This window comes from Streptomyces olindensis (genome assembly GCF_040645895.1).
Lineage (GTDB): Bacteria > Actinomycetota > Actinomycetes > Streptomycetales > Streptomycetaceae > Streptomyces > Streptomyces olindensis.
In genome coordinates, this window is the sequence record NZ_JBEYZD010000120.1 from 1 (window position 1) to 13,429 (window position 13,429).

The following is a 13,429-nucleotide window of genomic DNA, read 5'->3' on the forward strand; positions in this document are numbered from 1 at the left end:
TACGCGGGCGTCCGCCCGGCACGCCGAGAGCACGCACCGAACGCCGCAGGGCCCGCCCTCCGGGCGAACGACGGGACTTTGCGGACACCCCCTAGAACCGGAGAAAGCCGCTCACCCCTCCGCGATCACGACCGCGGAGGCCACCCCCGCGTCATGGCTCAACGACACGTGCCACGACCGCACTCCCAGTTCGGCGGCCCGGGCGGCGACGGTTCCGCGCACCCGCAGCCGGGGCTGCCCGCTGTCCTCGACGAACACCTCGGCGTCGGTCCACAGCAGCCCGCCCGGCGCGCCGAGCGCCTTGGCCAGCGCCTCCTTGGCGGCGAACCGCGCGGCCAGCGAGGCGACACCCCGCCGCTCCCCGCTGGGCAGCAGCAACTCCCGCTCCACGAACAGCCGCTCGGCCATCGCCGGCGTACGCTCCAGGGACGCCGCGAACCGATCGATCTCGGCGACGTCGATCCCGACCCCGATGATGCTCATGCCGAGCACCCTACGGCTGCCGGGCATTCCCCGCCGACACCGGCTCCGCGCCCGCCGCCTAGCATGATCGGCATGGAATGGGACGGCCTCACCGACCGGGAGCGGTACAACGACTGGTACCTGAAGGACCGGGACCGGTTCTCGGACCTGGCCCGGGACGCCGACTGGGACGGCGTGTTCGCGGAGCTGGCGGAGCATCCCGAGCTGGTCAACCTCGCCCGCCCCGGCAATCGCAGCGGATTCGCGCCGCTGCACCAGGCCGCCTGGCACGGCGCCGGCATCGCCGTCGTCTCCCGGCTGATCGCGCACGGCGCCTGGCGCACACAGCGCACCCGGGACGGACGGCTCCCTGTGGACATCGCACGGGAGCGGGGCCACACGCAGCTGCTGGAACTGCTGGAGCCGGTCACGGTCCGGCAACTCCCCGCCCCCGCTGGCGCGTTGGAACGCCACTTCCACGCGCTGCTGCGGGAGCGCACCGGCAGCTGCTTCGACGAGATCGAGCACCTCCTGCCACCACTGGCCCCTCTGACGGAGGGCCTGGACGTGCGGATCTTCTTCCGGGTGGTCGGCATGATGGGCGGCTTCCACTACCGCCTGCACGCGGACATGGTGCACGTGCGCGCCAGTTCAAGGATGGACGGCGACAACGGGGAGTTCTACCAGGTGACCCCGGACGGCTGGACCAAGCTCCCCTACAGCCCGCAGCCACCGGCGCCCTGGAGCTTCCCGTACTGAACCCCCGATCTTGAACTCCCCCTCCCCCTTGTACAGTTCGCGATGACCGCGATGTGCAAACGGCATCGCACACAACGGGAGGAATGAGCTTTGCAGTTGAAATCCCTGGGCACCGCACTGACCACTGCGGCCCTCGTGGCCACGGCCCTCACCGGCTCCGTCGCCACCGCCGGCACCGCCGCCGCGGCGACGAAGCCGGACTGCAGCAGCGCGCTGGTCAACGTGAAGCCCAAGGCGACCGTCAACCTCCGCAGCGCGCCCAAGACGAGCGCCACGGCTGTCGGCACCTGGAACAAGGGCCAGAAGGGCGGGGTCTGCTTCGGCGACCGCAAGCCCACCACCGGTGGCAGCTACAAGGCCTGCGGCAAGAAGAGCAACAAGTGGTACTTCGGCGGCCCCAACAGCACCAGCAAGGAAGGCTGGGTCCCGGCGACCTGCCTGCCCATCTGAGCCCGAGCGGCTGACGGCCTGACCGGCTGACCGAGGGGGCGAACGGCCGAGCCGTTCGCCCCCTGTTCACGCGCCGGGCACGGTGGCGCGCCCGCTCCGCGACCTCACTCCACGGTCACCGACTTGGCCAGGTTCCGAGGCTGGTCCACCTCGTTGCCGCGCGCCGTCGCCAGCTCGCACGCGAACACCTGGAGCGGCACCGTGGCCACCAGCGGCTGCAGCAGGGTCGGCGTGGCCGGGATCCGGACCAGGTGATCCGCGTACGGCACGACCGCCTCGTCCCCCTCCTCCGCGATGACGATCGTCCGCGCCCCCCGGGCCCGGATCTCCTGGATGTTGGACACGATCTTGTCGTGCAGCACCGACCGTCCGCGCGGTGACGGCACGACCACGACGACCGGCAGGTCCTCCTCGATCAGCGCGATCGGCCCGTGCTTCAGCTCGCCCGCCGCGAACCCCTCGGCGTGCATGTAGGCGAGTTCCTTGAGCTTCAGCGCGCCCTCCAGGGCGACGGGGTAGCCGACGTGCCGGCCGAGGAACAGCACCGTGTTCTTCGAGGCGAGCGTGCGCGCCAGCTCGCGGACGGGCTCCATGGTGCCGAGCACCCGCTCCACCGCGCCCGAGATCGACGACAGGTCCCGGATCACCGCCCGGATCTCGTCGCCCCACTTGGTGCCCCGCACCTGGCCGAGGTACAGCGCGACCAGGTAGCAGGCCACGAGCTGCGTGAGGAACGCCTTGGTGGAGGCGACGGCCACCTCCGGCCCGGCGTGCGTGTACAGCACCGCGTCGGACTCGCGCGGGATCGTCGAGCCGTTGGTGTTGCAGATCGCCAGCACCTTGGAGCCCTGCTCGCGGGCGTGCCGCAGCGCCATCAGCGTGTCCATGGTCTCGCCGGACTGGGAGATGGCGATGACCAGCGTCTGCGCGTCCAGGATCGGGTCCCGGTAGCGGAACTCGCTGGCCAGCTCCACCTCGCAGGGGATCCGCGTCCAGTGCTCGATGGCGTACTTGGCGATCATCCCGGCGTGGAAGGCCGTACCGCACGCGACCACGACGATCTTGTCGATCTCCCGCAGCACCCCGGGCGGGATCCGCACCTCGTCCAGGGTCAGCGAACCGGAGCCGTCGATGCGGCCCAGCAGGGTGTCGGCGACCGCCTTGGGCTGCTCGGCGATCTCCTTGAGCATGAAGTAGTCGTAGCCGCCCTTCTCCGCGGCCGAGGCGTCCCAGTCGACGTGGTACGAGCGGACGTCGGCCGGGCGGCCGTCGAAGCCCGTCACGGTCACGCCGTCCCGGCGCAGCTCCACCACCTGGTCCTGGCCCAGCTCGATCGCGGACCGCGTGTGGGCGATGAACGCGGCGACGTCCGAGGCGAGGAAGGCCTCGCCCTCGCCGACTCCGACCACCAGCGGCGAGTTCCGCCGTGCGCCCACCACCACGTCCGGCTCGTCGGCGTGCACCGCGACCAGCGTGAACGCGCCCTCCAGCCGCCGGCACACCAGCCGCATCGCCTCGGCGAGGTCCGCGCTGGAGGAGAACTCCTCGGCGAGCAGATGCGCCACGACCTCGGTGTCGGTCTCGGAGGCCAGCGCGTGCCCCCGCTCCTCCAGTTCGGCCCGCAGGGCGGCGAAGTTCTCGATGATGCCGTTGTGCACGACGGCGACGCGGCCCGCGTTGTCGATGTGCGGGTGGGCGTTGGCGTCCGTCGGGCCGCCGTGGGTGGCCCAGCGGGTGTGGCCGATGCCCGTCGTGCCCGTCGGCAGCGGCCTGCCGTCCAGTTCCTTCTCCAGGTTGAGGAGCTTGCCGGCCTTCTTGGCCGTGGCCAGCCCGCCGTCGGCCAGGACGGCGACACCCGCCGAGTCGTAGCCCCGGTACTCCAGCCGCTTCAGCCCGGCCATCACGACCTCGAGCGCCGACTGCGGCCCCACGTATCCCACGATTCCACACATGGGCGGCAGCTTAGGGTCGATTCCCGTGCCGAACCGGCCGTAGCGTGCCCGAAATCGGAAATTCCCACCGGGGTACGAAGGGCTGAGCCCCCGCTGTCAGACTTTCGCGCGATACGCCCTCATGGCCAGCGGATAGAAGACGAGCGCGATCCCCGCCGCCCAGACCAGCGACCACAGCACCGGCTCCGCCACCGGCCCGCCGAGCAGCAGCCCGCGGAAGGCGTCGGACAGATGCGTGACCGGGTTCACGTCGCTCCACGCCTGGAGCCAGCCCGGCATGGTGTCGACGACGACGAACGCGCTGCTGGTGAAGGTGATCGGGAAGATGAGCGTGAAGGCGAACGCCTGCACCTTCTCCGCGTCACCGGCCAGCATCCCGATCAGCACGGCGCTCCAGGAGACGGCCGCCGCGAACACCACCACCAGCAGCACCCCGAGCAGGAACCCGCCGAAGCCGCCGGTCACGCGGAAGCCGAGGGCCAGCCCGAGGCCGATCATCAGCAGCATCGCCCACACGTGCTTGGCGAGGTCCGCGGTGATCCGCCCGATGAGCGGGGCGGAGCGGGCGATGGGCAGGCTGCGCAGCCGGTCGAAGACGCCCTTGGTGAGGTCGGTGTTGAGGGCCATGGCCGTGTACATCGTCATGAACAGGGTGTTCTGGACGATGATCCCTGGCAGCGCGTACTTCAGGTAGGCGTCGGGCGACCCCGCCATCTGCCCGCCCAGCACATAGGTGAAGAGGAACACGAACATGATCGGCGTGATGCTGTAGTCGACCAGTTCGAGCGGGTTGTGCTTGACGGCGACGAGGCTCCGCCAGGCCATGGTGAAGGTCTGCCGCAGTCCGGCGAGGGCCGGCACCCGGCCCGAGGAGGTGACCGGTGCCGTGAGGGTGGTGGCGGTCATGACCGGCTCACCGCCTTCTCCAGCTCGCCGTCGTCCCGGACGGCCGCGCCGCCGTCCTGCTCGGGCTCGCCCGGTTCCGCCCGGTGGCCGGTCAGGGCGAGGAAGACCTCGTCGAGCGAGGAGCGGCGCAGGGCCAGCTCACCGACGGCGATCCCCTCCCGGTCCAGCGCGCGCACCACGGCCGGCATCAGCTCGGGATCCTTCACCGGCGCGGTGACCGTCTCGCCCTCAATCCGGGCCTCGGAGCCGGCGGCCCCGGCCACCAGCGCGTGCGCCCGTGCGAGGTCCTGCCCGAGGATCGGCCGCAGCTCCAGCACCTGCCCGCCGACCTGCGCCTTCAGCCGGTCGGGGGTGCCCTCGGCGATCACCCGGCCCTTGTCGATCACCACGATGTCGTCGGCGAGCACGTCGGCCTCGTTCAGGTACTGCGTGGTCAGCAGGGCGGTCGCCCCGTCCGCGATCAGGCCGCGCAGCAGGTCCCACAGCTCACCGCGGCTGTGCGGGTCGAGACCGGTGGTCGGCTCGTCGAGGAAGAGGATGCTGGGCCGGCCGACGAGGCTGGCCGCGAGGTCCAGCCGCCGGCGCATGCCGCCCGAGAAGGTCTTCGCGGCCCGCCCCGCCGCGTGCGTCAGCTGGAAGCGCTCCAGCAGCTCACCCGCCCGCGCCTTGGCCTCCCGTCTCGGCAGTCCCAGCAGCCGGCCGATGAGCAGCAGGTTCTCCGTGCCGGTGAGGTTCTCGTCGACCGCCGCGTACTGCCCGGTGAGCCCGACCAGGGAGCGCACCACCCCGGCCTCCCGGACCACGTCGTGGCCGGCCACCCGGGCCCGGCCCCCGTCGGGCCGCAGCAGGGTGGCGAAGATCCGCACCGCCGTCGTCTTCCCCGCGCCGTTGGGACCCAGCAGTCCGAGCACCGTGCCCTTGCGGGCCGCCAGATCGACACCGGCCAGCGCCTCGGTCTCCCGGAACCGTTTGACCAGGCCTTCCGCCTCTATCGCATACGTCATGGGTCACCCCTCGGGGTCGGTGGACCCCGGGCTGGGCCCACCCTTCCCACAACTGTGACGCACGCCACTGACATTCCTCCCCTTGGCCGGTTTTCTCCCCCGGGGAAGGCCTGAAAGACCCGCGTGACGGATCCCACCTCACCGCCCGTTCGTACGCCCGTAACAATGGACTGTGATCTCTCCGGTCTCCTCGATGCCCCGGAGCGCCCACCGGCCCCGCCCGGAGGCGACTCCCTACGTCGACCTCACCCGAGCCGAGTGGAGCGCGTTGCGCGACAAGACGCCGCTGCCGCTGACGGCCGAGGAGGTCGAGAAGCTGCGCGGCCTCGGCGACGTCATCGACCTCGACGAGGTGCGGGACATCTACCTCCCGCTGTCCCGGCTCCTCAACCTCTACGTCGGCGCCACCGACGGCCTCAGAGGGGCGTTGAACACGTTCCTCGGCGAGCAGGGCTCCCAGTCCGGCACGCCGTTCGTCATAGGCGTCGCCGGTTCGGTCGCCGTGGGCAAGTCGACGGTCGCCCGCCTCCTCCAGGCCCTGCTCTCGCGCTGGCCCGAGCACCCGCGCGTCGAGCTGGTCACCACCGACGGCTTCCTGCTGCCGACCAAGGAACTCCAGACCCGCGGCCTGATGTCGCGGAAAGGTTTCCCCGAGTCCTACGACCGCCGGGCGCTGACCCGCTTCGTCGCCGACATCAAGGCCGGCAAGGACGAGGTCACCGCGCCCGTCTACTCCCACCTGATCTACGACATCGTCCCCGACAAGCGGCTCACGGTCCGCCGCCCCGACATCCTGATCGTCGAGGGCCTGAACGTCCTCCAGCCCGCCCTGCCCGGCAAGGACGGCCGCACCCGGGTCGGCCTCGCCGACTACTTCGACTTCAGCGTGTACGTCGACGCCCGCGTCGAGGACATCGAGCACTGGTACCTCAACCGCTTCCGCAAGCTGCGCGCCACCGCCTTCCAGAACCCCTCCTCGTACTTCCGCAAGTACACCCAGGTCTCGGAGGAGGAGGCCCTCGACTACGCCCGGACGATGTGGCGGACGATCAACCGGCCGAACCTGGTCGAGAACATCGCCCCCACCCGCGGCCGCGCCACGCTCGTCCTGCGCAAGGGCCCCGACCACAAGGTGCAGCGGCTGAGCCTGCGCAAGCTGTGACGTCCGGCGGAAAGACCGCTTAGATGGTCGCCATGCTCCATCTGCGCCTGATCAGTCCGTGCGAGAAGACCGACGACGTGGTGCGGCTGATCGAGAAGACGGTCGGCACCACGCATCTCGTCGTGCTCCCGGACAGCGCCCGCGACCCCGCCGGGGACGTGGTGATGTGCGACGTGGCGCGCGAGGCGGGCGACGACCTGCTCACCGGGCTGCGGGAGCTGGGCCTGGACACCAGCGGTTCCATCGCCGTCGAGTCCATCGACCTGTCCCTGTCCGAGCGGGCCGAGAAGGCGGAGGCCGACGCGCCCGGCGAGGGCGCGGACGCGGTCCTGTGGGAGCACCTGACCGACGCGACGCACGAGGAGTCCACCCTCTCCGTCACGTACCTCGCGTTCATCACGCTCGCCACGATGATCGCGGCCTGCGGTGTGGTCCTGGACAACGCGATCCTGATCGTGGGCGCCATGGCGGTGGGCCCGGAGTTCGGCCCGCTCGCCGGCATCTGCACGGCGATCGTCCGCCGCCGGCCACGCCTCGCCGCGCGCTCGCTCATCGCCCTGCTCGTCGGCTTCGCGGCGGCGATGGCGGTGACGGTCGGCTTCAGCCTCTTCATGGACGCGGTCGACCTGTTCAGCAAGGCCCAGCTGCGGGCCGACCGCCCCAACACCGGCTTCATCTACGCCCCCGACTGGTTCTCCTTCGTCGTGGCGGTCCTGGCCGGCATCGCCGGCACCCTCTCCCTGACGTCGGCCAAGTCGGGCGCCCTGGTCGGCGTGGCCATCTCGGTGACCACGGTCCCGGCCGCCGCGAACGCGGCCGTGGCCCTGAGCTACGGCAACATGAACCAGACCTGGGGCTCCACGGAACAACTCCTGCTGAACCTGCTGGGCATCATCCTCGCGGGCACGGCGACGCTGGCGGCCCAGAGGTGGTTCTGGTCCCGACAGCGCAAGAACACGCCCTGAGGAGCACCCCCCTCAGGGGCGCGGGGAACTGCGCGACAAGCCACGACGCGCCCGCGGCCCGCAGAACCCCCGCCCCCTGCCCGGCTCCCTAACCCAGCGCGGACTTCACCGAATCAGCCAGCCGCCCCGCCACCGACCGAGCCTGCTCGATGTCGGCGGCCTCCACCATCACCCGGACCAACGGCTCGGTCCCGGAGGGCCGCAGCAGCACGCGCCCGGTCGACCCCAGCTCCCGCTCCGCGTCGGCGACGGCCGCCGCCAGCTCCGCCGACGTCTTCACCCGCGACTTGTCCACGTCCGGCACATTGATCAGCACCTGCGGCAGCCGCTCCATCACGGAGGCCAGCTCCCGCAGCGGACGCCCGCTCCCGGCGACCCGCGCCGCCAGCATCAGCCCGGTCAGCGTCCCGTCCCCGGTCGTCGCGTGGTCGAGGATGATCACGTGCCCGGACTGCTCGCCGCCGAGCGCGAACCCGTGCTCCTTCATCTCCTCCAGCACGTACCGGTCGCCCACGGCCGTCTGCACCAGCCGGATGCCCTCGCGCTCCATGGCCAGCTTGAAGCCCAGGTTGGACATCACCGTCGCCACGACCGTGTCGGACCGCAGCGCGGACTGTTCCCGCATGGCCAGGGCGAGCACGGCGAGGATCTGGTCCCCGTCCACCTCCTCGCCGGTGTGGTCCACGGCGAGGCACCGGTCGGCGTCACCGTCGTGCGCGATGCCGAGGTCGGCCCCGTGCTCGCCGACGGCGGCCTTGAGCAGGTCCAGGTGCGTCGAGCCGCACCCGTCGTTGATGTTGAGCCCGTCCGGCTCGGTCCCGATCGTGACGACCTCGGCACCGGCCCGCCGGAACGCCTCGGGCGAGACGCGGGCGGCCGCGCCGTGCGCCTCGTCGAGGACGACCTTCAGCCCGTCGAGCCGGTTCGGCAGGACGCCCAGCAGGTGCTCGACGTACCGGTCGAAGCCCTCGCCGTACTCGCGCACCCGGCCCACGCCGGCGCCGGTCGGCCGGTCCCACGGGGCGCCGGTGCGGTGCTCCTCGTAGACGGACTCGATCCGGTCCTCCAGCTCGTCGGCGAGCTTGTGGCCGCCGCGGGCGAAGAACTTGATGCCGTTGTCGGGCATGGCGTTGTGGCTCGCGGAGAGCATCACACCCAGGTCGGCGCCGAGCGACCCGGTCAGGAACGCCACCGCGGGCGTCGGCAGCACACCGACGCGCAGGACGTCCACGCCGGCGCTGGCGAGGCCCGCGACCACGGCGGCCTCCAGGAACTCCCCGGACGCGCGCGGGTCACGCCCGACGACCGCCGTCGGCCGGTGTCCCTCGAACGTGCCCGCCTCGGCCAGTACGTGCGCCGCGGCCACGGAGAGGCCCAGCGCCATCTCCGCCGTCAGATCCGCGTTGGCGACACCGCGCACGCCGTCCGTGCCGAAGAGTCGTCCCACTGTGCTGTCCTCCGAATTGCTGAAGAGAATGCGGCTCACATCCCCAAGTACATCCCTGAGACTGTCCGGGGGCGGTAGGGGTTGTGTAAACGAACCGCCCCGGCAGCACAGTTTGTGCCGCCGGGGCGATCGTTGCGAAGCCAGTCGCCAGGACAGGCGACGCGATTAGCGCTTGCTGTACTGCGGGGCCTTGCGGGCCTTCTTCAGACCGGCCTTCTTGCGCTCGACCGCACGGTCGTCGCGGCGGAGGAAGCCGGCCTTCTTCAGCGGGCCGCGGTTGTTGTCCACGTCGGCCTCGTTCAGCGCGCGGGCGACACCGAGACGGAGCGCACCGGCCTGACCGGAGACACCGCCACCGGCGATGCGGGCGACGACGTCGTAGCGGCCCTCGAGCTCCAGCACCTTGAAGGGCTCGTTGACTTCCTGCTGGTGCACCTTGTTCGGGAAGTAGTCCTCGAGGGTGCGACCGTTGATCTTCCACTTGCCGGTGCCCGGGACGATCCGGACGCGGGCGATGGCGTTCTTGCGACGGCCCAGGCCGGCGGCCGGCTGGGGCTCGCCGAAGCGGGAGGCCATGGACTCCGAGGTGTACTCGCCCTCGACGGGGACCTCGGACTCGGTGGTGTAGCTGTCGATGTCAAGCTCTTCGAGCGGCTGCTCGGCAGTGGTCTCGGCCACGATTCTCCTCAGATTCTCTTCAGTCTTAGGGGGTGGCCGGACTTACTGCGCGACCTGGGTGATCTCGTACGGCTGCGGCTGCTGCGCGCCGTGCGGGTGCTGGTCACCCTTGTAGACCTTCAGCTTCGAGAGCATCTGACGGCCCAGAGTGTTCTTGGGGAGCATGCCCTTGACGGCCTTCTCGATGGCCTTCTCGGGGTTCTTGTCGAGCAGCTCGTCGTAACGGACGGAGCGCAGACCACCCGGGTAGCCGGAGTGGCGGTACGCCATCTTCTGGGTCCGCTTGTTGCCGGACAGGTGCACCTTGTCGGCGTTGATGATGATGACGAAGTCACCAGCGTCGACGTGCGGCGCGTAGATCGGCTTGTGCTTGCCCCGGAGAAGGGTCGCTGCGGTGGAGGCGAGACGGCCCAGGACGACGTCCTGAGCGTCAATGACGTGCCACTGGCGCGTCACATCGCCGGGCTTGGGGCTGTACGTACGCACGGTTCGTAGCCTTCGCTTCGAGTGAATGGTCCTGAACAGGTCACCGAAACGATCACGACAGCCTTGACCGCACTGCGGTGACGCAAACCGCGTGCTGGTCGCTGGTCATCGGCCCGGTGGACCGGTGTAAGGGCCCGTCCCGTGAGAATGAGCAAGCCAATACACAACGAACAAGCAGAATACCGGGGCGTTCGACAAGGGTCAAAACGCGGGATCACCGCCCGCGATCGGCCACGGAGAGGCACAGGACGGCACACACGGTGACGGCCCTGCGCAGCGTCCGCCGCCGCACCGGCCGCACGAACGGCACCACCGACGACAGCACCACGTCGGCGCACATCCCGGCACCCCACCGCAGCAGGGAACCGCCACCGCGCGGACGACGGAACGCGCGCACCGCCCCGACCAGGACCGATGGCCACACCCCGATTCCGGCCGGGAGCCATGCCGTCAGGCACACCAGCAGCAGCACAGCCGGCAGCAGTCGCCCCAACCACCCGCAGATGTCGCCTTTGCCCGTCGTCATGGGAGGAACGCTAGGGGCTCCGGGGTCGCTCGGGGCGGACCAGCACACCCCATGTCCCGTCTAAGATGCGCCCCATGAGCTTTGGGCAGGGGGGACCTCAGTCCCAGTGGGATCCCTGGAAACCGCAGTCGCAGCAGCCGTGGAACAGCGGCGGCGGCCAGTCTCCGGACTGGGCCGCGCTCGCCGAGGCGTCCGAGGCCCGTAACAAACGACGCCGGCTGCTGCTGGTGGGCGGCGGCGCACTCGCCACCGTCGCGATCGGTGCCGCCGTCGCCGTGGCCGTGGTCTCGGCGGGCGGCGACGACCAGGGGAACAACCCCGCCTCCCTGCCCTCCGCGGACATCCCGAGCGGCTCGGCCTCGGCCCCGTCGTTCGCCCCGACCAGCGCCCCGCCCCCGCTGGACCCGAAGGACTTCATCTCCAGCGCGAAGAAGGACAAGGCCCCGCTCAGCCCGGACACCCTCTTCCCCGGCACCCAGCTGACCATGGCCGGGACGGTGTACAAGAAGGGTCCCACCGCCGACACCAGGAACTGCGCCTCGGCGTCCGGCGGCACGCTCCCCAAGGCCCTCACCGGGAACGGCTGCACCCGCCTGATACGTGCCACCTACTCCAAGGACGGCATCGCCGTGACGGTCGGTGTGGCGGTCTTCGACACCGAGGCCCAGGCCGCCAAGGCCAGGAGCCAGTCCAACAAGCGGAGCTTCGTCAAGTCGCTCTCCGGCGGCGGCGTGAAGCCCTTCTGCGAGTCCGGGTTCTGCCGCACGACCGGCAACTCCTACGGCCGCTACGCCTACTTCACCAACGCCGGCTTCACCAGCGGCAAGGACGTGACACCCGAGGACACCGCGGTCTTCAAGGCCGGCAACGACCTGGCCCAGTTCACGGTCGACCAGATCCACCGCCGCGGCCAGGTCCAGGCGTCCGCCGCTGCCGACCAGTAGGCCTCAGCAGCACCCCGCCGACGGCAGCGACCGCTTGTTCCGCGCCTCCTTGTTGCGCGCGGCGAGCAGTTCGTCGGCCGGGTAGCCGACCTCCTCCAGCGTCAGCCCGTGCGGCCGTACGACGTGCACGGCCGAGTCCCGTACGCCGGCCGCCAGCACCTTCGCGGGCCAGTCCGGCGGCCGGTGCCCGTCCCCCACGAACAGCAGCGCCCCGATGAGCGAGCGCACCATGTTGTGGCAGAAGGCGTCGGCCCGCACGGTCGCGGTGATGATCCCGTCGTCGCCCTTGACGAGACTCAGCTCCTGCAGCGTCCGGATCGTCGTCGCGCCCTCGCGCCTCTTGCAGTAGGCGGCGAAGTCGTGCTCCCCGAGCAGTCCCCGCGCCGCCTCGTTCATGGCGTCGACGTCCAGCGGCCAGTCGTGCCACAGCACGTGGTTGCGCAGCAGCGGGTCGACGCCCCCGGGGTTGTCGGTGACCCGGTACGCGTACCGCCTCCAGACCGCCGAGAAACGGGCGTTGAAGCCGCTGGGCGCCTCCCTGAGGGCCCAGACCCGCACGTCCCGGGGCAGCCGCCCGGCGAGCCTCTTCAGGAGCTTCTCGTGGTGCTCGGCCCACACCTCACGCGGCAGATCGACGTGCGCGACCTGTCCCCGGGCGTGCACCCCGGCATCGGTGCGCCCCGCCACGGTCAGCTCGTAGGTCTCCCGCGACCGCGTCACGGTCCGCAGGGCGTCCTCGATCTCCCCCTGCACGGTCCGCCGCCCGCCGGCCTGCTTGGCCCACCCGGAGAACTCGCTCCCGTCATACGACAGATCGAGCCGGACACGAACGTACCCGGGCGCCGCTTCATCACTCACGAACAGATCCTCTCAGAACACCAAAGGCGGGCCCGCTCCGATCAGGAACGGACCCGCCAACGCCCGCTTCAGGGGCGCGGGGCTGTGTCGACTTGCGGCTCCGCCGCGTGGGCGCGAACAACCACGACGAAGCCGCAGCCGCCGACGCACAGACCCCGGCAGAACGCTTACGCGTCCTTCGACTCCTCGGCGTCCTCGGCCTTGGTCGTGTCGACCTGAGCCTCAGCGGCCTCGGCGTCCTTCGCGGCACGCTTCGTCGCGGCCTCGGCCTCGCCGGTCGCCTCCTGCGCCACCGTCAGACCCTCGACCAGCTCGATGACGGCCATGGGCGCGTTGTCGCCACGGCGGTTACCGATCTTGGTGATCCGGGTGTAGCCACCCGGACGGTTCTCGTAGCGCGGGCCGATCTCGGTGAAGAGCGTGTGGACGACGCTCTTGTCCGTGATGACCTGGAGCACCTGACGGCGGTTGTGAAGGTCGCCCTTCTTCGCCTTGGTGACCAGACGCTCGGCGTACGGACGCAGCTTGCGCGCCTTCGCCTCGGTGGTGGTGATACGACCGTGCTCGAACAGCGACTTCGCGAGGTTCGCGAGCATCAGCTTCTCGTGCGCGGCGCTGCCGCCCATACGGGCACCCTTGGTGGGCTTCGGCATGGTGTTTCTCCTAGGTGTCTGCCCCGGCCGTATCAGGTACCGGGGTCAGTATCCGAGCGAGCGGTTGCCCGTCGGAGATCCGGGGCGTCCTCGGGCCGCTCACCCACCCGCCCGCGGAGGGCGAGGAGTCCGCGGCCGTGCACCTGGCCCGCACCGCCTCGCCCGCGTTCGCCGCCG

General features: G+C 70.7%; 15 protein-coding genes. 5 read left to right on the top strand and 10 right to left on the bottom strand.

The annotated features are described in order from the left end of the window. Positions 1-111: 111 nt before the first annotated feature. Positions 112-483, bottom strand: a complete 372-nt coding sequence (locus ABZ948_RS39230; RefSeq protein ID WP_359767916.1) for a holo-ACP synthase — start codon at positions 481-483, stop codon at positions 112-114. Positions 484-555: 72 nt separating this feature from the next. Here ABZ948_RS39230 and ABZ948_RS39235 point away from each other — a divergent pair, with 72 nt between their 5' ends. Together ABZ948_RS39235 and ABZ948_RS39240 are read left to right on the top strand one after the other, a co-directional pair. Next, positions 556-1,221, top strand: coding sequence for an ankyrin repeat domain-containing protein (locus tag ABZ948_RS39235; protein ID WP_359767917.1), 666 nt, complete (start codon positions 556-558; stop codon positions 1,219-1,221). A gap of 90 nt (positions 1,222-1,311) precedes the next feature. Continuing rightward, positions 1,312-1,671 carry a hypothetical protein gene (locus ABZ948_RS39240; RefSeq protein WP_359767918.1) on the top strand — a complete coding sequence of 120 codons (360 nt, stop codon included), beginning with the start codon at positions 1,312-1,314 and terminating at the stop codon, positions 1,669-1,671. 104 nt (positions 1,672-1,775) lie between these two features. Here the strand turns inward: ABZ948_RS39240 and glmS are convergent, their stop codons facing one another. From glmS to ABZ948_RS39255, 3 genes are all read right to left on the bottom strand, one after another. Next, positions 1,776-3,623, bottom strand: a complete 1,848-nt coding sequence (gene glmS, locus ABZ948_RS39245; protein ID WP_359767919.1) for a glutamine--fructose-6-phosphate transaminase (isomerizing) — start codon at positions 3,621-3,623, stop codon at positions 1,776-1,778. 96 nt (positions 3,624-3,719) lie between these two features. After that, complete coding sequence (locus ABZ948_RS39250) at positions 3,720-4,529, bottom strand: ABC transporter permease (protein WP_359767920.1); 810 nt, start codon at positions 4,527-4,529, stop codon at positions 3,720-3,722. Continuing rightward, complete coding sequence (locus ABZ948_RS39255) at positions 4,526-5,533, bottom strand: ATP-binding cassette domain-containing protein (protein WP_359767921.1); 1,008 nt, start codon at positions 5,531-5,533, stop codon at positions 4,526-4,528. The genes ABZ948_RS39250 and ABZ948_RS39255 overlap by 4 nt, the downstream gene beginning before the upstream one ends. Positions 5,534-5,726: 193 nt before the next feature. Here ABZ948_RS39255 and coaA point away from each other — a divergent pair, with 193 nt between their 5' ends. Both coaA and ABZ948_RS39265 read left to right on the top strand, forming a co-directional pair. Then, positions 5,727-6,695 carry a type I pantothenate kinase gene (coaA, locus tag ABZ948_RS39260; RefSeq protein WP_435857790.1) on the top strand — a complete coding sequence of 323 codons (969 nt, stop codon included), beginning with the start codon at positions 5,727-5,729 and terminating at the stop codon, positions 6,693-6,695. Positions 6,696-6,727: 32 nt separating this feature from the next. Further along, positions 6,728-7,660, top strand: a complete 933-nt coding sequence (locus tag ABZ948_RS39265; RefSeq protein ID WP_359767923.1) for a DUF389 domain-containing protein — start codon at positions 6,728-6,730, stop codon at positions 7,658-7,660. 88 nt (positions 7,661-7,748) lie between these two features. On the opposite strand, the gene glmM is transcribed toward ABZ948_RS39265, so the two are convergent. From glmM to ABZ948_RS39285, 4 genes are all read right to left on the bottom strand, one after another. Continuing rightward, positions 7,749-9,107, bottom strand: a complete 1,359-nt coding sequence (gene glmM / locus ABZ948_RS39270) for a phosphoglucosamine mutase (protein ID WP_359767924.1) — start codon at positions 9,105-9,107, stop codon at positions 7,749-7,751. Between the two features lie 165 nt (positions 9,108-9,272). Continuing rightward, positions 9,273-9,785, bottom strand: coding sequence for a 30S ribosomal protein S9 (gene rpsI / locus ABZ948_RS39275; protein WP_031118774.1), 513 nt, complete (start codon positions 9,783-9,785; stop codon positions 9,273-9,275). Positions 9,786-9,827: 42 nt separating this feature from the next. Next, positions 9,828-10,271, bottom strand: coding sequence for a 50S ribosomal protein L13 (gene rplM, locus ABZ948_RS39280; RefSeq protein WP_019754543.1), 444 nt, complete (start codon positions 10,269-10,271; stop codon positions 9,828-9,830). A 214-nt stretch (positions 10,272-10,485) separates the two neighbouring features. Next, positions 10,486-10,797, bottom strand: coding sequence for a hypothetical protein (locus ABZ948_RS39285; protein ID WP_359767925.1), 312 nt, complete (start codon positions 10,795-10,797; stop codon positions 10,486-10,488). 74 nt (positions 10,798-10,871) lie between these two features. On the opposite strand from ABZ948_RS39285, the gene ABZ948_RS39290 reads away from it, so the two are divergent. Beyond that, the gene (locus tag ABZ948_RS39290) at positions 10,872-11,741 is read left to right on the top strand and encodes a hypothetical protein (RefSeq protein ID WP_359767926.1); all 870 of its coding nucleotides are present in this window, start codon (positions 10,872-10,874) and stop codon (positions 11,739-11,741) included. 3 nt (positions 11,742-11,744) lie between these two features. Here the strand turns inward: ABZ948_RS39290 and truA are convergent, their stop codons facing one another. Both truA and rplQ read right to left on the bottom strand, forming a co-directional pair. After that, on the bottom strand, positions 11,745-12,599 hold the full coding sequence (gene truA, locus ABZ948_RS39295; protein WP_359767927.1) for a tRNA pseudouridine(38-40) synthase TruA: 855 nt from the start codon (positions 12,597-12,599) through the stop codon (positions 11,745-11,747). 167 nt (positions 12,600-12,766) lie between these two features. After that, positions 12,767-13,252, bottom strand: coding sequence for a 50S ribosomal protein L17 (gene rplQ, locus ABZ948_RS39300; RefSeq protein WP_351337586.1), 486 nt, complete (start codon positions 13,250-13,252; stop codon positions 12,767-12,769). Positions 13,253-13,429: the final 177 nt, after the last annotated feature.